Raw genomic sequence first — 21629 nt, forward strand, 5'->3', positions numbered from 1 at the left:
GACCCCTATGCTGCGGCGCCCCGCGACTTCGCCGCGAAGGGCGCTAAGACGTTGGCGAATCTACAACGTAAAGCCGCCCGTAGCGTCCCCCTCCGGGGAAGGGTCCGGTTTCCCCGGACCCTTCCCCTCCCCGTATACCGGACACTTAGGCGCAGGCCTGGACATCGGTGACGGAGACGCCCGCCGTCACGGCGCCGTACGGGCCCGTGCGGCGCGTACGGAGCGCCTGCCCGGGACGGCGTCAGGCCTCCTACGGGCCGCGCCCTCGCCTCGACGGCCCGCCCACCGGGGCTTTACGTTGTAGATTCCCATCTGAGAAGGGGTGCCACCGAGTACTGCGGAAACAAGCCGCGTCCGCCGGAGACTCCGGGTCAGGCGGTGGGAGCAGAAGCCAGGGTTTCTGCCGGTCCCGCGCGCATGCCGCCGTCCTCATCGACCGTTTCCCCGGCCCGGTGTCGGCTTCCGGAACCTGCTGTGCTGCGGTGAGGGCCCTCCGCTCGGGTCCGTGCGATGAGCCCCAAAGGAGCTCTGGTCGAGGGCAACGGCCGGTGTCATGAGGCCCGTTGTGCCGCTCGGCGGGAGCGGGTTTCGGCGATCTGCCGCCAGAGGATCCATGGGACCGAATCGGCGAGGGAACCGGTGTGGAGGCGTTGGTCTGGGGTGATGCCGCTACGTGACCGGACAGAGTCCATGTTCTGTCCGGTGTGCTGACCATCGCTTTCGTCACCCAGAGCTACTTTGGGGCTCATCGCACGGACCCGAGCGGAGGGCCGTGAGCTCAGCCTCACCCACATGAGGTGATTCCGCTTCGGCGTCATGTCGGAGCCGACCAGAACCGTCCTCCTGCCGAACGACTGTCCAGCCACTCGGCCAGTCATTTTCATGATCCGGCCATGACATCCGGACATCAATGAGCCCGGCCTTCTCTTGGAAGGTCGTCCCCGCGAACCGGGCGGGCCCCTGAAAGGTCGTCCCCTCGAACCTGGCGGACCTCTGAAAGGTCGTCCCCTCGAACACGGCGGACCTCTGAAAGGTCGTCCCCTCGAACACGGCGGACCTCTGAAAGGTCGTCCCCTCGAACACGGCGGACCCCTGGAAGGTCGTCCCCTCGAACCGGGCGGGCCTCTGAAAGGTCGTCCCCTCGAACCGGGCGGGCCTCTGAAAGGTCGTCTCTTCGAACACGGAGTGCCCCTGGAAGTTCGCCTTCTCGAACTCGGCGTGCCCCTGGAAGGTCACCTTCGCAAATATGGCGTGCCCGTGGAAGTTCGCACCCTCGAACCTGGCGAGCCCCTGGAAGTTCGCCTCCACGAAGGCGACGTGCCCGTGGAAGTTCGCACCCGCGAACCCGGCGGACCTCTGGAAGGTCGCCTTCTCGAACACGGCGTGCCCCTGGAAGTTCGCTCTGTCGAACCGGGCTTCGGCGATACGGCATGAAGTGAAGTTGAGGTCGATGAGGGTAGCGTCGGTCAGGTCGAGTCGGATGTTGGGCCAGAACCGGGTGGAAGGTGCGGCCGGGCGTTGCCAGCGTCGGCGTTTGGCAGGGTCAGGAGGGGTGGGGTAATGCAGGTGGTCGGCCAGGATGCGCTGGGCGGTGAGACGGACCTGGCGTTCTTCGTGAGGGTCGTGTCCGTTCTTCTGCGACGTGGGGGAGGTGCGGGTGCGGGCGGCGCGTTGGGCCGCCCGGATCTTGTCTGACCGGCTGGTCTGTGCGGGCAGGGTGTACGGCATGCGTAAGTAAGCGCTGATCACGTCCACGATCGTCTGTCGCAGAGCGGGGGTGTCTTGGGCGAGGCGCTCCAGCGCGTACAGGCCGGCCAACCGGACCGGTGCCTTGTCGCTGCCCAGCTGCTCAGCGGCCTTGGTGTAGAGCTCCGTGATGCGGCGCTCAGCGGCGTCGTGCTCGGTGATCGCGGTGGCGATCTCCTGGTGCCGCTGGCGGCGGAAGGCCAGCATCAGCGTGATCGCGCCGCCCATGCCCACCCCGGCGGCCAGCGCGGTCCGTATGATCTCGACGCGTGCGGTGACGAGCACCGCGCCACTCAGCCCCGACAAGCCTGTCAGCAGCCACCAGGCCACTGCGGTGAACGCACCCCCGACGGCCAGCGTCGCCGGGACGATCCACCAGCCGACCGGTCGAGGCATCCGTACCGGGGAGGACCGCCGTCGTTGGATTGTCGGTGAGTCGCTGGGGTCACGGCGGCCGGGTGACCAGGGGAGGCTCATACCTTTTCAACTCGCGGTCGTGGCCGTAAGTGCCCGCCTCGTGACCGCAGAAAAAGGTGCCGCCAGCGACGGGGTGGGGCTCCGGTCAAGCATGGCCGCGAAATGCGGACCCCACCCCGCCCACGAGGCTACCGTCGGAGGAGCACTTCCCTCGATCACCTGCCGCCTGCCGCCCGACGAGCAGGCGGCCGTGTTCCTGAGGCAGTTGTGGCCCTCCCGCGACGCCTCGGTGCTCAATCAGATCCTGAAACGGCGGAAAGCTGTCCTCCTGGGCATCTCTCCTACCTGGGCGGCGCGATGGAGCAGCACAGACCATCAGCCTTGACGACGCGCGCGCTTGGCCCGGCGCTTCGAGGACTATCGCCAGCGCGCGGACGGAAGCTCTCAACCCCCGTCCGCGAGAAACTTCACCCGCGTCACCGTACGGCGGATGTCGCCTGCGGCACGAGCGCGCCCGGTTCGCGCAGCCACACCTCCTGGTGGCCGTTCACGGTGACGGTCAGCCCGAACTCCTCATGGCCCGGTCGGCCGCGCTCGACCCACCACCGGTGTGCGGCCTCGACCTCATCCCACAGGCTGCGCGGGCCGCCCTGGTAGACGCGCGAGTCCGCAGGATTCTCCTCGTCGAAGAAGGCCGCCGCCCATGACCGGTCGGCCAGGCCGTACAGCCACATGGTCTGTACTCCCTGCGGGCTGCGCTCGAAAGTGCGGACGCACTCAGGGACCAGCAGGCTGATCGCGAAGTCGGAGGCGGAGTAAGCGGATTCGTCAACGGCCTCCGCGACCGGCACGCCGGTGGTCGAGCGGCGGGTGTCGGCGGGCCAGCCCTCTCCGGGGAGGTAGTCGTCGTACTCGGGCCAGGTGAGGCGTTGAGAACGCAGGTGCATGAACCGGGTGGCGCAGGTGAAGTGCCCGCTCGCGCTGCCGTCCTCGGCCACGACCAGGCGCACGATGGCGTTCTGTCCGCTGTAGCGGGTACCCCACGGCATCACCAGCACCCCGCCGGGGCGGGTCTGCTCGATCCAGACCCGGGGGACCTCGTGGACGCCCACCGTCACCAGGATCCGGTCGTACGGCGCCCGCTCGGGCCAGCCGAGCAGGCCGTCGCCGGTGATGACCTCGGGGTGCCAGCCGGCGGTGGCCAGGGCCTTGCGTGCGGTCTCGGCCACCGTCTCGTCGACCTCGACGGAGACGACATCGCGCTCGCCGAGCCGGGCCGACAGCAGCGCGGCGCACCAGCCGGTGCCGGTGCCGATCTCCAGAACTTTCGCCCCGTCGAACACCGACAGGTCGGCGAACATGGAGAACACCGCACTGGGCATCGAGCTGGAGCTGGTGGCCAGCTCGCCGCGCTCGGGGCCGCTGTGGCGGCCGTCGTCCCACTGCGTGACGACGGGCACGTCGGCGTCGGCCCAGCGCCGCCACCCATCGGGGTCATCACCCTTGGAGACGGTGATGTACCCCTGGCCTGTCGAGGGCCACATCACCTCGGGCAGGAAAAGGTGCCGGGGAACCGTCTCGAAAGCAGGCTCCCAGTCGGGGGCCAGCACACCCGACTCCCGCAGCACGTCACGTAACGCCTGCTGCCCCGCTTCCACAGTCACTTCTTCGGGTCCGGGTTCGGCTTCTCGTGCTTTCCGCCCGGTGCGGAGCCGTCCCCTTGTTCGGGTGTTGGCTTGGCGGGACGGAACTTTTCGTACTCGGCTGGCTTGCCCTCGTGGTCACCCATTTTCATTGCGCGCGGTGTCCTTCCCTCGCCGGGCTCCTCATGTGGAGCGCTCGCGGTAAGCGTAACCTCGCGCTCAGCGACAGGAAGGGAACAGTTCGATCTCCAACAGCTCCTGTGAGCCTCGACCTGTATACCTTCTGTTGACGTCGGATGTTCAGCGAGGGAACAAACCGCCGACACTCGCGGGATTCCCGGAATTTGCCGTATGCAGGTCGACATGGCACCTTAAGAATCGTTCTGATCAGGACCACGCCTTATATACCGGGCGTGATGCACAAAAATGCAGGCGGTCGGCGCGTCGGCTGTCTGTTGTCCCCGCGGCGGCGGGGTTGCTCCCCACATACGTGGGGGTGAGGCCCATCTCCAGAGATGGGCCTCATCTGTGTCTCCTCGACCAGCAAGGAACGTCATGTTCGGTCCTCCCATCGATCTCAGTGGCCTGCCCGGATACCAGACCAGCACCAGCGTGCGGCCAGCCAGAACGGCGTTCTTGGGCCGTTGCTCGACCAAGGACAACCAGGACCCCCGCTCGTCGATCGCCGGACAGGTCGCTGAGGCGTCCGTGCTGCTGGAGCCCGGCGAGACGTTCGCCGCCCACTTCTGGGATGTGGAGTCGGGGATGCTCGGCCTGGACGAGCGCAGCCAGGTCACCGATGGCGATTACGAGCGGCTTGGCGTGCCTGTGCCCCGAGACGGTGGGCTGCGTGAACTGCTGGAGTGGGTCGAGGGCGGCCGACTTGACCGGGTCGTGTGCGAACGGATCAGTCGCGTTGCTCGCGACATGCTGCCCAGTCTTCAGGTTGAGCGTCATCTGCTTTCGCGCGGTGTGGCGTTGGAGTGTGCCAACGAGCCTCGTGGCGGGATGACCACCGGGCAGCTGGAGTTGCGCCGCACCGCGCAGGTCCGCGCCGAGATCTACCGGCACGAGCTGATGGAGCAGTCCATGCGCGGCCAGCGTCAGCACGCCGCCAACGGCTACCGGCACGGGTCCCCCTGCTACGGCTATATCGCCGTCGAGGACCCGGACGCCCCGGTGGCACCCAACCGGTTCGGTGGCGGCCGCCCCAAAATGCGCCTGGCGCTGCACCCCGACTCCCGCCGCGCCGAGACCGTGCAGCGCGTGTTCCATCTCCGTCGAACCGATCGCCTGACGGACCGCGAGATCGCCCGTGTACTGGCCGCCGACCTTGACCGGCACCCGCTGGCTGACGGGCAGACGCTGTGGCGCCAGGGACGGATCGGAAGAATGCTCGCGCAGCCCAAGTACACCGGTTACCAGGTGTTCAACCGGCGCGCGGCCCGAACCAACCACGACCGGGCCAACCCCATCTCCGATTGGGTGTGGTCACGCGAGCGGGCCCACCCGGTGATCGTGCCGCTGGAGGAGTGGTACGAGACGCAAATGGTGACCGCGCGTATGCAGGAGCGGCGTACGCCGGGCTGGGACCGGGTGCATGCCGCCGCCGCTCAGCGCGGCATCCGATTCACGAAGGTACGGAGCGCCCGCAGTCACATCCTGTACGAGGTTGCGGGCCGCGAGATCGTACTGCCGCGCGGAGACCTGCCGGCCGCGGTGGCGGATGAGGTCATCGCGATCCTGGAGACGGTCGCATGACCGACAACGTCCCCACCCCTACGGCCAACGAGAGCACCATCGTCTTGCTGGCCATCCGGCTGGAACGGCGGTGGATCACCCGGGGCGGGAAGCATGGCGTCGTCGTCCACGGTCGTACGCTGAGCGCGCTCCAGGACAGCGCGCAACAGGCGCTGGCTCTGCGTCTGAACGTCCCCACGGCCCCGCTCGTGCAGGTGCTCCCCCAGTCCGCCGAACTCGACGAGCTCGCCACGGCGCGCCTGCGCTACGCCGCGGCCTTGCGCGACGCGGTACAGGCCCTGCGCGCAGACGGAACTTCCTGGGCCGACACCGCCCGAGCCTGCGGCGTTCGTGTCAGCGGCGCGCAGGCCGCGCTGCGCCAAGACGCGGACCAGCTCGTCGAAGATGGCAGCCCTGTCCGGGCGGATCACTGAGGCAGGTTGTACTGCAGGCGTAGCGATCATTTGGGTTCAGCTCCACCCGCACGATGAGCGCCTTGCTGTCCGGATCCGTTCCCTCCTCGCCGGATGGCCCCGGCGTATTGCTGCACTGAGGCTGCCCAGCGCAGGAGGGTCTTCTCCAGGTGTTGCTGGATGCGTCGCAGCCAGGGGCCCACCGTCTGATCTTAAGCCTCTGACCAGCAAAAACGTCTAATTTGATCTTGAAAAAGGTCTGTTTTTGATCTTGAAATCGAGAGATGATCGTCTTTGATCGTTAAGGCGTTTCAAGATCGCCGTCATGCGGCGCTCCCGAAACGTCCTATCCCCTCACATTGGAGAAGCCCCGCACACCTGCCCGCTCGGTAAGTGCCAGCACTTACCCAGACCGTTCGAGGATCTGGCCCGCACCCTCCGGTGCGGGCCACCTGCATTCAAGGAGCAAACCCCGCATGGCCACCCTGACCACGCACCCGGCGAAGGAGAACAAGACCCCATGACCCCCTTCCACGCTTCCATCGGCCCCTGGCGGCACGTTCACACAGACGGCGCGGACGTCGATACCCACATCGCCGACGTCACGATGACCTTCAGGCTGCGCGCCCACGGTGCCGCCCCCACCGGCTTCGCCCCCGTCGCCGAGGAACTGGCCGACCTCCTGGGAGGAATGGAGTTCGAGGTCCGGTACGACCCCATCGGCGACCCGAACGGCTACCAGACGCTGGAGATCGTCACCAGCCGAGAAGGGTGAAGCAGGGATGCTCGACGGCTACGACGGCTCCCTGGACGAGCCATGCGAGGTGTGCGGAGCGGCTGAGGGCTGGCCGTGCGGACCCCCCTGCATCCCCGGTCCCGCCTACGACGTGGACGGCTTCGGCAACGCCTACTCCGACGCCGACCCTGGCCTGTAAAGGCCCCTGATCTTCCTGCTCAACCTCGAGCAGGAGCCCCGAAAGGAACACGATGACCAACACATCCACCGTCAGCGGCACGCCCGCTCAGGCCGTTGACCTGAGCAAGCTCACTCTGGCCGACAACCTGCGAGCCGCGCTGGAGCACCTCACCGCCGCCGGATTCGTCCCGGCGAGGCCCGCCACCGACCACATCACCTGGCGTCTCACCCTCACCCACCCGACGCGTAAGCACAGGGTCGGCCTGTGGATCGACCCGGGCGACGGCGAGCTGATCGGCCTCCACCGCCCCAAGGCCGCTCGATCCCCCGAGGTCGAGGTGTGGGACGACACCAGCAGGGCGCTCGCCCTGCTGGCCGAAATGGCCGGGACGACCCCCCAGGCCACAGCGCAGCCCGAGCCTGAAGTCGCGCCCAAGCCCGAGGCCACCCCTAAACCCGAGTCCAAGAAGGAGGCCGCCCCCGCGCCCAAGAAGAAGCCCACTCCCCCGGCGGCGACGCGCCCCAGGCGCACCGCAAAGAAGAAGGAGGTCTGATGTTCGACGCCATGCCCCGCCTTCCCCGCGGCTGGGAGTGGGAAACCCCCGGCGACCTGGAGCCGGCGCTGATCTGCCCGCACGATGTCCTGCTGGAGCAGGACGGCGCCCACCAGAACGCCGTGGACGGGGAATGCGTCTCCCCGCTGGTCCAGTACGGCTGGTTCTAGCCCCCTAATTCGCCATCAGGGTAAGTGTCAACACTTACCCTGATGGCACCCTCACCCAGAGGAGTAACCATGCAAGATCATGAAATTGCTCGAACCGCCTCCTACGATCACCTCTCTGAGCTGATCCAGAGGTACGGCTGGGCCGTGAAGGGCGTGGTCGACCAGGGAACCCCCTGGTACTACACCATCGGCCTGTCCCGGCGGAATCACCCGGAGCTGGTGGTCGTCGGCCTCAGCCCGGAAGAAGCCGCATCCCTGCTCAACCAGCTCGCCCTCGCGGCGCGCGGCGGAGTCAACGTGCTCGACACCACCGCCTTGGCCGCCGCCTGGGGGCACCCGAAGGTGTTCCTGCAGCTGCGGCAGGTCGACCCCACCTGGTCTGACACCAACCTCTTCAACACGGTCCGCTCCTACCTCGGCGCGGTGCCACCTGCCTACCAGGTAGTCCTCGCGGACATCGAAGGCCACTTCCCCTGGGACGAGGGCCACAGCCTCGGCTTCGAGCAGCGCGTGCTGTGGGAGCCATGGCCCGAGGGATGGCCCGGCCTCGCAGAAGGGGAGAACCGGTGATCGAGTACACCGAGGGCACCATCGCCCCCCGCCTGATCACTCAGCAGGCCATGTGGCTTCCCGGCCGTGGCTACGTCAAGAGCTATGGCGTGCACCTGGAGTTCGACGACCTCGCGTGGAACCCTCAGCAGCCCGACAGGCCGTACGTCGGCCCCGGGTACGTGCTGTACGAGAAGGAGGAGCGGGCGGAGAAGGTCCTCGTGACCTGGCTGCCCAGCGTGCTGCGCTACCCCGACCACCAGTTCAGAGTGGCGAGGGCGCTGAGCGAGGCCGGGCTGACGCCGATCCTGCAGCAGATAGGGCCGAACCTGATCGACCAGCATGGGGCGTGGAGCCCGGCGCGGTGCACCATCATGCTCGACGACAAGCTCGCGGCCCTGCTCGCCGCCGCTGGCGTCTCGTACAGGATGCCTGGCCTGCGATCAGGCGACGTCATCCCCGCTGCGACCGAGATGACCACGCAGGCCCGGTCACTCGTGAACACCGACGACCTCGACGGGCTGGCGCCGATCGTACAGCGTCTCCAGGCCGAGGGAACCGTGCCCTTCCGCTGGGAGAACACCGGCGGCCACATCATGGTCGTCGAGGTGCCGCTGCAGGACCCCTCACGCATCTGGATCACCGAGGGAGACCTCGACGGCCACTGGCGCATCGTCCGCTACGACGGCGAGGGCGCCCTCGGCGGTGAGGAAGGCCGGACGCTCGCGGAGCAGGCCTCCACCGAGGAGGCCATCGCGATCCTCCACACGCAGCTGGCACCCCCGGCCTAACCCTGCGCCTACAGGCGGGCTGGCCTCACCCCGGCCAGCCCGCCCTCTCCCGAACGGACTTCTCGTGCCCGCCACCACCCAGCTGTGCAGCAGTGGCGGGCACGAGGGTCCTCAACCCGGAGGTTTTCTGATGATCGACAGCATCGTTCTGGCCCAGACGAGCCTGCCCCTGAACGACCTGCGCAAGGCCCTGACGGCTTTCGGCCCCCTGGGCGAGCACGCCCGCCTCCAGGTCAACTCCGCCGTACACCACCTGCAGCAGGAGATCGACCTGCTCAGAGCCGACCTGGAAAGCGCCCGCCGCACCATCGATAACGCCTTGAACGACCTCGACCAAGGAAGCGTCGAGGTCGCCAGAGGGCTGCAGAGCAGCGGCCCTCGCATCAGCATCCGCGCCACGCTCATCAAGGCCGGGATCACACAGCTGGAAGGCGCCCTGGCATTCGCTGCGGCACTCCTCTCTGCGGAAAAGCTCTCGACACACACCGATCTGCGCAAGGCGCTCGAGACGTTCTACATCGCTCATGAAGAGGTCAAGGACAGCGAGCACGACGACGCCCATCGCCTCGCCGACACCGTCGCTGCGTTTCTCGCCCGCTGACATCCCCTGAGGGCTGGCCTGGCCACCCACAGGCCAGCCCCTCCCTTTTCCGAAAGGAACAGCACCGCATGACGACCCCACACGGTGGGCGACTACGCAGTGGCCAACTGCGCAGCATGGTGGCGAAGGTCCTTGATGACAACGCCCCTAAGGAACTGGGCGTAGGCCACATCGCGAGGACGTTGGGCCACTCTTCCGGAGCGGTCGCCAACGCCTTGAAGGCTCTGGCCGGCAGAGGCGAGGCCCTGCAGACCTCGTCCGCACCGGCCCGGTACCGGGCGACCGCGACCACAGCCTCCGCCGCGACGAGCGCCCCGCCCATCCCCGCCTCACCACCGCCCGCCCCGCCTCGGCCAGCTCGCCCCAAGCCCTCAGGACCCGTGCACACCATGACCACCCCCACCGCCGTGGCGGTTCTCCCCGTGAAGCGCCCCAACGGCATGGACTACCACCCCCGTGAACTGGCAGGAATGCCGGACGTGGAGGCCCTGCGCAAGCTGCGAGACGCAGGTGTGGCCGTCCTGCTGTACGGGCCGCCGGGAACCGGCAAGACCTCCGTGGTGGAGGCCGCCTTCGGCGACATCATCACGGTCCAGGGCGACGGCGACACCACGGTCGCCGACCTCGTCGGCGAATACACCCAGACCGGTGACGGCAGGTACGTCTTCGTCCACGGTCCGCTCGTCAGGGCGATGCGGGAAGGGCGGACGTTGTTCTTGGACGACGCCACCCTGATCCCGCCGACCGTGCTCGCCGTGGTCTACCCGGCGATGGACGGCCGAGGCCGCATCGTCGTCAAGGCCAACGGCGGTGAGGAGATCGAAGCGGCCCCCGGCTTCTACGTGGTTGCCGGACACAACCCCGGCGTCCACGGAGCCGTCCTGTCCGATGCGCTCGCCTCCCGCTTTTCGGTGCAGATCCAGGTCTCCACCGACTACGACCTCGCCAAGCAGCTCGGGATCGACCCCCGTGCTGTCACGGTCGCGACGAACCTCGCCACTCGCGTCAAGAAGGGCGAGGCCGAGTGGGCTCCCCAGCTGCGCGAGCTGATCGGGTTCCAGAAGACCGCGAACGTGCTCGGAGTGGACTTCGCCATCGCCAACCTGGTCGGCGCCGCCCCCGAAGAAGACCGAGCGGTCGTGCAGTCCGTGGTGCGCGCCGCCTTCGGCAAGGCCGTTGACCCTCTCGCCCTCGGCTCCCGCCTCACCTTCATGAAGAGGACCGTATGAGCGCGCACCTGATCAGCGACCCTGAACCCCCCACTCCGGCGATCTTCCCCGCCGCACCTGGATGGCTGTCCCTGTCGGCAGCGCTGACCAGAGAGGTCCCGGCCATCGCCGGACGGGACGACCTGCTGGTCACCATCGCTCCCGGCGCTGGGCACGGTTCCCCGGCGTGTTTTCTGCCGTCGACGGCCAGCATCGAGGTCGACGGCGCCCACCTGACGGTCGACCCCGCGACGGTCACTCCTCACGTGATGAGCGACCGTGTCCGGTACTCCACCATGTGGGGGCTGCTCACCCACGAGTGCGCCCACGCCCGCCACAGCCGGTGGGATCCCCCGCCCGGTACTCCGCCTGCGGTCGTGGAGGCCGCGTTCCTGCTGGAGGAACCTCGGATCGAGCGCGCCCAGATCCGCAGACGCCCGGACGACCGGCACTGGTTGCGCTTCTCCTCCATGAATCTCATCCTGGCGGAGACTCTCGCGAACGACCCCGCCTGCGCTCCCGCGATGACGCCTGGCGAGGCCGCCAGGACCGCCGCCCTGTTGCTGGGCCGTACCAGCGCTGGGATCCTCACCCGCACGGAAACGGCCCCGGTCGCCACCGTGGTCAAGGCCGTCCTCGGCGACAAGCTGGCCGAACTGCGTGAGGTGTGGCGGAAGGCACTCACCGTCGCCGACGACGACGCCGACACCATGCTGGAGCTGGGCCGCAAATGGTGCGAAATCGTCGACTCCTGCGACGCGCAGGAATCCGGTGACCCGAGCTCCGCCTCCTCCGGCCCGGAGGATCCCTCCGCACCGCCGACACCGTCTCGGCTGGCCAAGGCGATCGTCGCCGCTCTCGACAGGGTGGCCAAGGCCGTCGCCGGCGAGCAGGCGCCGGTGGATCCCGCCGAAGTGGCGGCGGCGGGCAAGGCCGCCGAAGGGGAAGCCGTCGCGGAGGCGGCCGACGCCGCTTACCGGGTGTTCGTGCTGGGAGATGAGCGGACGGGCCGCACTGAAACCGCTGGGACGCGCTCGCCCACCAGTGCTGAGCGCATCGCTGCCCGCACGCTGGGGCGATCCCTCAGCACGGCCGGGATCCGGGAGAGGGTGGTGACCAAGACCTCCTCGCCGGTGCCGCCGGGGCGGCTGCGGATGCGAGGCGCGATGGCCGTTGACGCTCAGCGCGCCGCCGGGGCCATGCCCACCGCTGAACCGTTCACCCGCACCACCCGCACCCCCGTACCGGCTCCTCCAATGCGGCTCGGCATCGCCTGCGACGTGTCCGCCTCGATGAGCAGAGTCACCGAATCGGTGGCCTCGGCCGCCTGGATCCTGGCCAACGCCGCCAGCCATGCGACCGTGCCCGTCGAAACCGCCACCGTGATCTTCGGCAGCCACGTCCGGCCCATCACCCGCCCCGGAGCCGTCCCCCGGGAAGTAACCAGATTCAAGGCAAATGACGGCTACGAAGCCGTCGACAGAGCGATCGACGCCCTGGACGGCGCTCTGGGACTGTCCCGTCCTGGCGCGGCACGGCTCCTGGTCATCATCTCCGACGGCCACTTCCGCCCCGGCCCTCTCGAAAGGGCACAGCAGCGCGTCGATCGGCTCCGCGCTTCCCGATGCGCGGTTCTGTGGCTGTCCTTCGACGACTCCGACATCCCTCTGGACGGGGCGCAGGTGCACCAGCTGGCCCACCCTGCCGCGACCGCCAAGACCATCGGCCGCGCCGCCACGGCCGCACTGCGCGCCGCGCGCTGACCCCTCGGAGGAGGACATGAGCATCACCGAAGACGCCAACAGCGACAAGGTCTTCGCCTTGGCCGCCACCAGGCCCATCACCTTGACGAACCTCGGCGGGCGCATCGAGGTCAGCGTCGGCGGCTACACCTACACCGTCGAGATCCCCGACACCCACCGCGCCTTCATCACCGGTCGGTACGGGTGGGGCGGCACGGAACTCATGCACATCAACGCCACCCTCGGCCAGGACCGCATCCTGCGCAGCCGGTACGCCTCCATGCGCGCCACCCGATAACCACCCCTAACCACTACAACAGCGGGCCGCCACCCCAGCGGCCCGCACAGGAACGCCTATGCCACCGCAGTACACCGCCGGGCAGCGCGTCCGCCTCATCAGGACAGGCGAGCTCGGCACCATCCTCACCGGACACCAGCAGACCGGCCTCTGCGTCCCCGAGAAACTTCCCCGCATCCAGGTGCACTGGGACCGCGGCAGTACCCGCTGGCCGCTGGTGCAGGTCATCGAACCGGCTGACACCCCATCCCCTCGAGGAGCCTCATGCACGTGATCCAGATGTCAGGAGGCATCGGATCGTTCTGGGCGGCAAAGCGAGTCGTCGCTCAGCACGGCGCCGCCAACACCGTGGCGCTGTTCGCCGACACCCTGGTCGAGCACCCGAGCCTGTACACCTTCCTGGACGACGCCTGCGCCCACCTCGGTGTGGAACTGGTCGTCGTCGCGGACGGCCGCACCCCGTTCGAGGTGTTCTTCGACGAGCACTTCCTGGGCAACAGCAGACTCGCGCCCTGCTCCAAACGCCTCAAGCAGATCCCCTGCAGGCGCTGGCTGGAAACCAACTGCGACCCGGCCAGCACCGTCGTGTACGTCGGGATCGACGCCGACGAGCCGCAGCGGCTGCCCGGTGTCGTGAAGGGCTGGGACGGCTGGAACGTCCAGTTCCCCATGTCCGAGGAACCCCACTGGGCGAAGGAACAGATGCTCGACGAGTGCCGGGCCCTGGGCATCACCGTGCCGCTGCTGTACGAGCTCGGCTACCCCCACAACAACTGCTCCGGGTTGTGCGTCCGTGCCGGGCAGCGGCAGTGGCTGCTGACTCTCCAGCTGTTCCCCGACGAGTACGCCGAGGCCGAACGCGAGGAGCAGCGCTTCCGCGAGAAGTTCGGCAAGGACGTGGCCATCCTGCGCGAGACCGTGAAGGGCGAGCGTCGGCCTCTCCCGCTCGCGGAGCTGCGCCGCCGCTTCGAGGCCGGGACCGTGCGCGTTCCGGTGCCCAAGCCCCCCTCAATCTTGGCCGCCTGACTCATCCACCACGGCGGCGGCCGGTCGGCCGCCGCCTCCCTAGGAAAGGACCCCTCATGGATTGCTATGCGATCTTCGCCTTCGGCTACGACCTCGGCGACGGAGGTTTGACGAAGCTCAAGGAGTACGACAGCAGCTTCTCAGACCTGCCCGACGTCGCCTGGTACGACCCGGACGGCAATTGCGATGCCTTCATCATGCAGGCAGAAAGTCGGCTCCTCACCGCCGCTGGCGTAACGCACTCCATGTGGGGAGACCTCGAGGAACTGATGAAAGAGCACGTCGGCGTGTGGTTCAAGCCGTACGGCTACGGCGAGTCGAAGTACCTCCTCCTCGCCCACATCCTCGAGACCGACCTGGACGACGACCCCCGGCCCGTCGATCTCGCTGAGCTGACCAAGCGGGTCGTCCAGGACGGCCTGGACACCAAGCTCGCCAACGCGCTCGAGGTGCTCGGCGTCACTCCCGAGCAGGAGCGGCCCGCGTGGCTGCACTGCGCCTGGTCCGCCTAGCAGTCACCGATTCTCCCTTCGGCGGCGGCCGACAGGCTGCCGCCCTCCTTCCCACCAAGAAAGACCACACCATGCTCCAACCCGGCATCCCCACCACCGAGAACTGGTTCACCGAGGCGTACCACCAGGGCATGGCGCCCATGGCGCTGCGCCTGGCAGTCGAAGGCATCGACTTCACGTTCGGCCACGTTGGCGACGACGCGCTGCTGAACGTCCCCATTGCCTCCATCAGCTACGTGTGGGTCACCTCCACGCTCGGCAACGCCCCCGGCACCTGCCTTGAAGAGCTGCGCTGGCACCTGCGGATCCTGAGCGACCACGACCCATCCCAGGACATTGGGATCCTCCTCGGCGACGAGGTCGCCACTGAGGCCGCCATCGACCTGATCTCCATGCTCCTCAACGTCAACCCCTGCCCCGAGACCAAGGCGGCGGCGAAGGCCGACCGAGAGCCCCGATGACGCGCCACGACTCGACGTCGCTCACCGGATGGGTCAGCTGGCCCACCCACCTGATCGACTCCCGCGAGGGTGGCATGGCCGTCTACCTTGTCGTGGCGGAAGACCACGAGATCCCCGAGTCGTTCCTCGCGTGCATTCCCGACACCTGTGTCCTGCTGCCGTTCATGACGTTCCCGGACTGCCCGGCGGGCGACTACCGGGAGGTGTGGCCCGAGGCCGGCGAGTACTCGACGCCGCTGCTGGCCGCGATGTGCCTGGGCGGTTCCGGCGGCTGCTGGACCACCCCGGACGGCGACCACTGGGAGTGTGGTTACGACGACCTGAGCCCCTCGGGCAAGGCGCTGTTCGACGCGCTGGCCGTGCTGTACGGCCGCAAACCGACCATCCTGACGGTCATCGACACCTGAGGGGCGTCCGGGTGAACGACGAAGGACCGCACTACATCGACGATCCGCTGGTCGACCGGACCAAGCACCGGCTGGAGATCCACGAGGACCCGCGCGCCTCGAAGGCGCCGGGGTACAAGCCGGTGTTCGGCACCTGCTCCTGCGGGGAGTGGGTGACTCCCACCTGGGACGTCCCTGCCGTCATGGAGTTCTTCGACCAGCACATGCGTGACGTTCAGAAGACCGCGCGTCGCAAGGCCGAAGGAAGATAGAGCAGCGGCCTCGCCGAGATCGGCGGGGCCGCTGTTTTTCTCGTCGGGCTGGTGTAAAGTCCCGATTGCTGATGCTCCAGCCCGCGCGCCACGCGCAGCGCGGACCTCGAGCCGTCCCGCCCACGCGGGGACGGCACATCATCGAGGTAGCGACAAAGACCGACGAGCACCCTTTCTTTCTCGACCTCCGGCACCATCGTGATCACGCATCTCGACCGGGCGGAGCCAGAGCGTGGGCAGAGCTACCGCCGGAACGGGACGAGACATGTCACGCAACGACCGCGCCGAGCAGAACGCCGCCCGCCGCCGCGCCGAGCGCACCGGAGAGCCCTACCAGGATGCGCTGGCCGCTGTTCGCGCTGAACGGCACCTGCTGGAGACCGAGCGGCGCTACGTCCTGACGGAGGACGTGCGGGGCTGGCTGAACGGCAAGGGCTGGCGCGGCGTCACCTTCGGCGACATCGAACCCTGGTCGTGGCTGGCCACCCTGAAGCCGCGCTACGAATGCGACTGGTGCGGCGACGACGGCGACGCCCGCACGCAGGACACCACCCTCCAGTGCGTCGTCACCGCCTTCGACCCCGACCTGTCCCCGATGACCGGGCTGCTGTCGGCCAGGCGGTACCACGCCGCCTGCCAGCCCTCCAAGGTCGACTGGGTCCGCAACATCGACATCCCGCGCGGCCCGGTCGGCATCGGCCTGCCGTCCAGCGTCCGGCCCGACGTCCACGGCGAATTCGCCCTCACCGTACGGCCGGTCATGATGCCGATCGAAGACGAGGAGAGGCCTGAACCGGCGCTGCTGATCAGCGCCGCCGTCACCGAGGACCACGGACAGGGAGAGGTTCCCTGGCTGTCGGAGCTGGAGGTGAACGCATGGTGGCCCGCAGGATTCGGTGCCCATGACCGGCCCGACTTCGAAGGACTGTACGTGCTGCGCGCGGTCGCGGAGGACTGGTCCGTCCGCGCCGTGCGCGGCTACCCGTCCAGTACCTGCCCGGAGTGGGCGGCGATCCGCATGAGCCCGCCCGAGGATGGCCAGAGGCCGGACCACCTGTGGCTCGGCGGCCTCGACTTCCCCCAGGAGTGGATTGACGCGGCCCGCGGCCGAGACACGATCACGCTTCTGGCCGGCCCCATCCCGATCGCTGGAGAAGTCCCTGAGATCCCCGAGAAGCCGGAGCGGGACCTGCTCGCCCAACTGCTGGAAGACGGAGCGCTGCTGACGGCGGCGGCGCCGTTCGAACTCGACGAGCAAGCCGGTGAATCGGCCCCCGAGGGCGAGCCGCGCAGGTTCTGGTCCACCGACCATGGCCTGATGGGGTGACGGCGGCGGACAGGCATGGCCTGCCCTGGATGCGTTTCAAGGACTGCATCTGCCCGGTGCAGCCGTGCGGTGGCGTTGCCGAAGACGATATGCGGGACGACTGCCCCGGCCACGGTCTGAACAGCCTGCCCGCGCTGCAGTGGCATAGCGCCGACCGCTGCCGCACCATGACCGGTTCCTGAAACGCCGTGGGGCGCGTGCCGTACGGCACGCGCCCCATCAAAGTTGATCTTGTAACCCCGGGGTAACAAGATCAACTTCGCTCGACTTTCAACCGGGCGGCGACTTCTTCAATGAGCTCCTCGCCCACATCGGTCGCCAGTTCCCGCTGAGCCGCCTCCAAGGTCGCCGCCAGCCGCCTCATCCGCAGAACCAGCAGGGCGGCACCCTCCGGGTTAGCCTGCGTCAGATCCCGCATCGCCCGCAACCGCGACGTCTGCGAGACGTCGAACTCCTTCTCTGGCCCCTTGAGCACACCCTCGAACCGGGACAGCAGCTTCTGGGCCACCTCTGGAGCGTCCGGCCCGCTCGGAAGTCCCTTCGGAGTATCAGCGCCGAACCCGACCATCGCCTTGGCCGTCCGTAGCCCGCGCTCGGACGTGTCACCCAGTTCGACGGCCTTGTCCCACACCATGCGAGCCTTGTCACCGTCGTACTCGCGGATGATCGGACCCAGCACCTGCGCCTGCTTGGTCGTCCAGTCGACCTGCAAATCAGGCCATGTCCCCATGCACAGTCCCACGTACATCACCCGGTAAGCATGTGGGCGCGACCAGCCGAAACGCTCCTGAGCGTACTGCTCGAAGTTCGGCACCAGCTTGTCCTTGTGGATGCGGTACAGCGACTGGCCGGCCGCCAACGACAGATACCGGCGTAGCGCTTGACCGCCGAGATCTACTGCGGCTTTCGCACCGTCGATGATCGTTTCGTAGTGCGCCAGTTGCTCAGCGGGCACGTCCGAGGGAGCCACGGTGAAGGTCGGCGCATTCGTCAAATCGCCATCCGGCAGAGCGAGCACAACTGCTTCGCTGACGACCTGTTGGCGAGACACGATGGTTGTCGGCTCGATCAGCTCGATCGGTTCCGAGGCGGTGGGAACCTCTGTCTGTTCGGCGACCTCAGGCCGCAGTACTTCAGAAGGTGAGTCGGCGAGCTGAGGGTCCTGCTGGCGCTTGGCCTCCTCCCAAGGTGCATCCACCAACGGTGAGACAGGCGCGCTCTGCCCGTCGCTCAGAGGACCACCGCCGATGGCGCCTCTGCGCTTTTTCCCCTGCGGAGGGCGTCGTCTCTCAGACCCTGCTGCGGTCTCCGTCATGCTGCCTCCTGGGCCCGATACTTGGCCACCAACTCGTCCCCGATGTCCTCGTACTCGGACAAGTCATCCAGCGGATTAGTTGACTTCCCGGCTTTCCGATACCACTTCCAGTTCGACGCCTGCGCTGTGAACATTTCGAACCCGGCTTCATCGATCTTCGCTCGGGCTTCCGGGCCCTCATTGGAGTTAGGCACCTTGGTCAGCAGCACGCGGACATCGATTGTTCGGGAGAGAGTCCGCGCCGCTTCTTCCGCAGCGTCGAAGGACGGCTCTATCCGTTCCATCTCAAGATCGGTGGGTGCGCACGCGATCACCAGTTCGTGGCTCTCACGCGTCGCGGCCTTGAAGATCTCGGGGCTTTCTCCGCCGGTGTCAACGATGATGACGTCGTAGCTGCCCGACTCGCTGTTGTCCCGGATGCAATCGTCAACATGCTTGGACGGGAACGTAACGAGGTCGAAGGGCCACCGTTCTCCCGTTTCCTCAAGTTCCTTTTTGACGTGGCGGTACCAGGCGTAAGCGGACTGACTGAGAGGGTCGGCGTCGATCAGTAGTACCCGTAGGCCATACACGAGCGCGAAATAGGAGGCGAGGAAGAACGACGAGGTCGTCTTGCCAGCGCCACCCTTCAAGTTCCCCACCGTCACCACGAAAGGAACGGGCAGACGGAGCGCTGGTTTCTTGGCCCATCCCTGGGTCGGCCTGCGAATGGGAAGTTGCTCAGCAGGCGGAGGGGAGGGCACCGTGCTGGGAGCCGTCATTGCGACCACCTGCCCATACCGGATCTGTGCATCAGCGTCTCCTGCGAAAGAGTCGTACGCGCCTGGGGCGGCACGCGCGCACCATCCTAGAGATATCGCGCAAGAAGCACCTGTAGTCGCTGGACTCACTGAGAGCCGGAGGACTGGGCTTCGGTGCCCTCGCGGCGGGGGAGCGGTAGGCGCAGGTGGCTGAACATCGCTTTCAGGGCGGACTCCACCCACGCCGACTTGGATACCTGCTCTTCCGCGGCGCTCTGCTCGACCAGTTCCAGGAAGGCCGGGTCGACCTGCACACTGATGGGTTTTTTGTACTGATCACGGAGGAAGGGAACCGTGGAAGCGAGCGTCCTGACCTCCTGGAGGTTCAGCCGCTTCGGGTAGGGGCCCATGCTGAGGTAGCCGGTGGCGGCGTGCACGATGGCATCCTTCACGCCGTAGCCCGTCAGCGTGAAATACAGCGTCAGGTGCCAGTCCGTCTCGTCGTCGACCTTGGCGGAAAGGACCTTGAGCTTGACGGTACGACGTCGCTTGGGCGGAGTGTAGGAGCGCCCCTTGCGGGCAGGGCCCGAGAAGACCGGGGCGAGCAGCTGCAGGCGGAAGGCGGCGTCATCATCGTCGTGGAAACCCGTGAGCTCGGGAAAGATCTCTTCCTGGCTGTGCTGCTGGGCCATGAGGGACTGCTTTCGTCGAGACCAGAACCTGAGGTTCCCTACGTTCCCTAGTTTCCCTCAGTTCGCGCGATAAGCAAAAGCGTCGACACTTACCCACCCTTCTGGCGGCCTGCAGCACGCGGGCAGGTAAGTGCATACGCTTACCCACAGCGGCGACCGGAGGGGGCCAGGATGCCGGAGACGACTCGGCTGTGCGCGGTCGAGGATTGCGGGGGAGAACACGAGGCGCGAGGAGTCGAACCAGGACTGGAACTGTGCGGCTGGCATCTGGACCGGCTGCGCCGGGACCTGGAGGTCACGCCGCTGCTGGTGCGCTGGCTGAGCCTGCACACCATCCCCAGCGGTGGGGGAGCCGAACCGGTCTCCGGCAGCCGGGAACCGGCCGCGCCGGTGCGCCTGGACGTGCTGAGCATGCTGCTGCCCGGCGCCGTTCACCCGCCGCCCGACGACGAGGACCAGGTCGGGCCGCCGTCGATCCCGTCCACGCTGGCGGCCTGGGTCTGGCAGGTGTGCGAGGAACGCGGCCTGGCCGGGCCGGAGCGGTGGGACGACGTTCCGCAGCTCACCGGCTGGCTTCTGCCGCACCTGGAGTGGTGCGCGGCCCGGCCGTGGGCCGACCAGCTGTGTACGGAGATCGCGGCGCTGCGGCGCTGCACGCACGCCCTGGTGCCGTGGAAGGTCCACCGGACCGAGAAGATCGGCGTGCCCTGCCCGACGTGCGACCTGCAGGCGCTGGCGCAGATCGCGGGGGAGGAGTACATCGAGTGCGACGAACGGGTCGGCGGATGCGGGCGCCTGATGCGGGCCGAGGAGTACAGCGCCTACGTCGCGGCGCTCGCCCGTGCCACGCCGGAGTCGGCCGCCTGAACGGCGGGCGGCCCCGCCGGGAATCGGCGGGGCCTGGGATTCACCGGGCTGCGGGGGTGAACCGATGAAGGATCTGCGTGGCGATCCACGACAGGGTCGCCGCCAGGTGCGGCGTCACGGCGTGCTCCGGCACCTTCACCTCGAGGCCGTTGCCGGCGGGGCGGACCTCCAGCTGCCGGGGAGTGACGTGCATTCCCCGCGTCTGCACGATCGTCAACTCCTTCCAGGGCTTCTGGTGTGGATCGTTCCCGGCCAGTTCGGCGACCACCTGCGTGCAGGCTTTCGACAGCGGGCCGAGCAGCTGTGGATCGATGAGCTTCTTGTTGACGTAGATGTCGTACCGGTCACCGTCGATGAGCAGGGCGGCTGGTAGCGTCGCAGGCAATTCGGATGGAGAGATCCCCCGATAACGTACAGTGATCATTGTTGGCTCGTCTGCAGATCTTCACGCCGTGGGGAAAGACGCAGTCAGCACACCGACCCCGCCCATGCCCTCGATGGCCTTCTCCGGGTACGGGTCGCCGCCGTAGGGCCGCCAGTCCGGCAGCAGCACCAGGCCGGGTTCCAGGAGCTGCCACCCGTCGAACATGTCGCCGATCTCCTCAGTGGTGCGGGGGAACACCGGATTACGGGTCTGCTCATAGACCCGCTTGCCCACGGCCACCTCGTCGGCCGGCATCGTCGAGGAGCAGGCGTGGCCGATGGCCAGATGAGAGCCGGGGGCGAGCACCTGGCGTAGACGCGCCAGGATCGGCGCGGGATCGGCGACGAAGTGCAGCAGCCCGACCATCAGCACCCCGATGGGGCGTTCGAAGTCGAGAGTGTCTCGCACCTGCGGGTGGTCCAGGATGGCGGGGAGGTCGCGTACGTCTCCCTCGACCACCGTGATACCCGGGCCGCGCAGCATGGCATCGCCGTAGGAGACGACGGTCGGCTCGTTGTCGACGTAGACCACCCGGGCCTCCGGGCGCACCTCGTGGACCACGTCGTGCACGTTGGGCTCCACCGGCAGCCCGCACCCCAGCTCGAGGAACTGGTCCATGCCGTTCTCGGCCATCGCCCGAGCCGTGCGCAGCAGAAACCCGCGGGTGGAGCGCGCTCCGTTACGCACGGTCGGGTACCTGGCCAGCAGTAGGTCGACCGCTTCCCGGTCATGGGGTGAATGACGGCCGACTCCGTGGCGTTCGAGCAGGCAGGCATACATGAAAGCGGCCTTGGCTACGGGGGTGGTCATGGTGGAAGC

Annotated in this window: 28 protein-coding genes; 21 read left to right on the forward strand and 7 right to left on the reverse strand. The window is 67.7% G+C overall.

Annotation, left to right across the window (positions count from 1 at the left end; genetic code table 11):
- Positions 1 to 723: 723 nt before the first annotated feature.
- A complete protein-coding gene (locus ABZ470_RS39680; RefSeq protein ID WP_362918155.1) occupies positions 724 to 2142 on the reverse strand; it encodes a pentapeptide repeat-containing protein in 1419 nt (472 codons plus the stop codon).
- Between the two features lie 497 nt (positions 2143 to 2639).
- Complete coding sequence (locus tag ABZ470_RS39685) at positions 2640 to 3821, reverse strand: methyltransferase domain-containing protein (RefSeq protein ID WP_362918157.1); 1182 nt, start codon at positions 3819 to 3821, stop codon at positions 2640 to 2642.
- A gap of 540 nt (positions 3822 to 4361) precedes the next feature.
- Here ABZ470_RS39685 and ABZ470_RS39690 point away from each other — a divergent pair.
- From ABZ470_RS39690 to ABZ470_RS39785, 20 genes are all read left to right on the forward strand, one after another.
- Positions 4362 to 5567 (forward strand): recombinase family protein, encoded by a 1206-nt coding sequence (locus tag ABZ470_RS39690; RefSeq protein ID WP_362918159.1) that lies wholly within the window; start codon positions 4362 to 4364, stop codon positions 5565 to 5567.
- Positions 5564 to 5980, forward strand: a complete 417-nt coding sequence (locus ABZ470_RS39695) for a hypothetical protein (protein ID WP_362918161.1) — start codon at positions 5564 to 5566, stop codon at positions 5978 to 5980. Before ABZ470_RS39690 ends, ABZ470_RS39695 begins: the two co-directional genes overlap by 4 nt.
- Positions 5981 to 6479: 499 nt before the next feature.
- Positions 6480 to 6734: a hypothetical protein gene (locus ABZ470_RS39700; RefSeq protein WP_362918163.1), complete on the forward strand. Its 255-nt coding sequence runs from the start codon at positions 6480 to 6482 to the stop codon at positions 6732 to 6734.
- A gap of 7 nt (positions 6735 to 6741) precedes the next feature.
- Positions 6742 to 6894 (forward strand): hypothetical protein, encoded by a 153-nt coding sequence (locus ABZ470_RS39705; RefSeq protein WP_362918165.1) that lies wholly within the window; start codon positions 6742 to 6744, stop codon positions 6892 to 6894.
- 52 nt (positions 6895 to 6946) lie between these two features.
- Entirely contained in the window at positions 6947 to 7429 is a 483-nt protein-coding gene (locus tag ABZ470_RS39710) for a hypothetical protein (protein WP_362918167.1), read from the forward strand.
- Positions 7429 to 7599, forward strand: coding sequence for a hypothetical protein (locus ABZ470_RS39715; protein WP_362918169.1), 171 nt, complete (start codon positions 7429 to 7431; stop codon positions 7597 to 7599). Before ABZ470_RS39710 ends, ABZ470_RS39715 begins: the two co-directional genes overlap by 1 nt.
- A gap of 69 nt (positions 7600 to 7668) precedes the next feature.
- Positions 7669 to 8169, forward strand: coding sequence for a DUF4262 domain-containing protein (locus tag ABZ470_RS39720; RefSeq protein ID WP_362918171.1), 501 nt, complete (start codon positions 7669 to 7671; stop codon positions 8167 to 8169).
- Positions 8166 to 8939, forward strand: coding sequence for a hypothetical protein (locus tag ABZ470_RS39725; RefSeq protein WP_362918173.1), 774 nt, complete (start codon positions 8166 to 8168; stop codon positions 8937 to 8939). Before ABZ470_RS39720 ends, ABZ470_RS39725 begins: the two co-directional genes overlap by 4 nt.
- Positions 8940 to 9069: 130 nt before the next feature.
- The gene (locus ABZ470_RS39730) at positions 9070 to 9540 is read left to right on the forward strand and encodes a hypothetical protein (RefSeq protein WP_362918175.1); all 471 of its coding nucleotides are present in this window, start codon (positions 9070 to 9072) and stop codon (positions 9538 to 9540) included.
- A gap of 389 nt (positions 9541 to 9929) precedes the next feature.
- Entirely contained in the window at positions 9930 to 10769 is an 840-nt protein-coding gene (locus ABZ470_RS39735; RefSeq protein ID WP_362918177.1) for an AAA family ATPase, read from the forward strand.
- Positions 10766 to 12511, forward strand: coding sequence for a hypothetical protein (locus ABZ470_RS39740; protein ID WP_362918179.1), 1746 nt, complete (start codon positions 10766 to 10768; stop codon positions 12509 to 12511). The genes ABZ470_RS39735 and ABZ470_RS39740 overlap by 4 nt, the downstream gene beginning before the upstream one ends.
- 16 nt (positions 12512 to 12527) lie before the next feature.
- Entirely contained in the window at positions 12528 to 12788 is a 261-nt protein-coding gene (locus ABZ470_RS39745; protein ID WP_362918181.1) for a hypothetical protein, read from the forward strand.
- A gap of 58 nt (positions 12789 to 12846) precedes the next feature.
- A complete protein-coding gene (locus ABZ470_RS39750) occupies positions 12847 to 13062 on the forward strand; it encodes a hypothetical protein (protein ID WP_362918183.1) in 216 nt (71 codons plus the stop codon).
- Positions 13053 to 13814 (forward strand): hypothetical protein, encoded by a 762-nt coding sequence (locus ABZ470_RS39755; protein WP_362918185.1) that lies wholly within the window; start codon positions 13053 to 13055, stop codon positions 13812 to 13814. The genes ABZ470_RS39750 and ABZ470_RS39755 overlap by 10 nt, the downstream gene beginning before the upstream one ends.
- Before the next feature lie 56 nt (positions 13815 to 13870).
- The gene (locus ABZ470_RS39760) at positions 13871 to 14326 is read left to right on the forward strand and encodes a hypothetical protein (protein ID WP_362918187.1); all 456 of its coding nucleotides are present in this window, start codon (positions 13871 to 13873) and stop codon (positions 14324 to 14326) included.
- Positions 14299 to 14787 (forward strand): hypothetical protein, encoded by a 489-nt coding sequence (locus ABZ470_RS39765; RefSeq protein ID WP_362918189.1) that lies wholly within the window; start codon positions 14299 to 14301, stop codon positions 14785 to 14787. Before ABZ470_RS39760 ends, ABZ470_RS39765 begins: the two co-directional genes overlap by 28 nt.
- The gene (locus tag ABZ470_RS39770) at positions 14784 to 15194 is read left to right on the forward strand and encodes a hypothetical protein (protein WP_362918191.1); all 411 of its coding nucleotides are present in this window, start codon (positions 14784 to 14786) and stop codon (positions 15192 to 15194) included. Before ABZ470_RS39765 ends, ABZ470_RS39770 begins: the two co-directional genes overlap by 4 nt.
- An 11-nt stretch (positions 15195 to 15205) precedes the next feature.
- On the forward strand, positions 15206 to 15445 hold the full coding sequence (locus ABZ470_RS39775) for a hypothetical protein (RefSeq protein ID WP_362918193.1): 240 nt from the start codon (positions 15206 to 15208) through the stop codon (positions 15443 to 15445).
- A gap of 265 nt (positions 15446 to 15710) precedes the next feature.
- Positions 15711 to 16772: a hypothetical protein gene (locus tag ABZ470_RS39780; RefSeq protein WP_362918195.1), complete on the forward strand. Its 1062-nt coding sequence runs from the start codon at positions 15711 to 15713 to the stop codon at positions 16770 to 16772.
- 29 nt (positions 16773 to 16801) lie between these two features.
- Positions 16802 to 16954, forward strand: coding sequence for a hypothetical protein (locus tag ABZ470_RS39785; protein ID WP_362918197.1), 153 nt, complete (start codon positions 16802 to 16804; stop codon positions 16952 to 16954).
- A gap of 71 nt (positions 16955 to 17025) precedes the next feature.
- Here ABZ470_RS39785 and ABZ470_RS39790 read toward each other — a convergent pair whose 3' ends face one another.
- The 3 genes from ABZ470_RS39790 to ABZ470_RS39800 all read right to left on the reverse strand — a co-directional run bounded on the left by ABZ470_RS39790 (position 17026) and on the right by ABZ470_RS39800 (position 19519).
- Positions 17026 to 18087 carry a hypothetical protein gene (locus tag ABZ470_RS39790; protein WP_362918199.1) on the reverse strand — a complete coding sequence of 354 codons (1062 nt, stop codon included), beginning with the start codon at positions 18085 to 18087 and terminating at the stop codon, positions 17026 to 17028.
- Entirely contained in the window at positions 18084 to 18848 is a 765-nt protein-coding gene (locus ABZ470_RS39795; protein ID WP_362918201.1) for an AAA family ATPase, read from the reverse strand. The genes ABZ470_RS39790 and ABZ470_RS39795 overlap by 4 nt, the downstream gene beginning before the upstream one ends.
- 125 nt (positions 18849 to 18973) lie before the next feature.
- Positions 18974 to 19519 carry a hypothetical protein gene (locus tag ABZ470_RS39800; protein WP_362918203.1) on the reverse strand — a complete coding sequence of 182 codons (546 nt, stop codon included), beginning with the start codon at positions 19517 to 19519 and terminating at the stop codon, positions 18974 to 18976.
- Positions 19520 to 19690: 171 nt separating this feature from the next.
- Here ABZ470_RS39800 and ABZ470_RS39805 point away from each other — a divergent pair, with 171 nt between their 5' ends.
- Entirely contained in the window at positions 19691 to 20386 is a 696-nt protein-coding gene (locus tag ABZ470_RS39805) for a hypothetical protein (RefSeq protein WP_362918205.1), read from the forward strand.
- A 40-nt stretch (positions 20387 to 20426) separates the two neighbouring features.
- Here the strand turns inward: ABZ470_RS39805 and ABZ470_RS39810 are convergent, their stop codons facing one another.
- Entirely contained in the window at positions 20427 to 20810 is a 384-nt protein-coding gene (locus ABZ470_RS39810; protein ID WP_362918207.1) for a hypothetical protein, read from the reverse strand.
- Positions 20811 to 20831: 21 nt separating this feature from the next.
- On the reverse strand, positions 20832 to 21620 hold the full coding sequence (locus ABZ470_RS39815) for an SAM-dependent methyltransferase (RefSeq protein ID WP_362918209.1): 789 nt from the start codon (positions 21618 to 21620) through the stop codon (positions 20832 to 20834).
- Positions 21621 to 21629: the final 9 nt, after the last annotated feature.

Origin of the sequence: Streptosporangium sp. NPDC020072 (assembly GCF_040631445.1) — a bacterium.
GTDB lineage: Bacteria > Actinomycetota > Actinomycetes > Streptosporangiales > Streptosporangiaceae > Streptosporangium.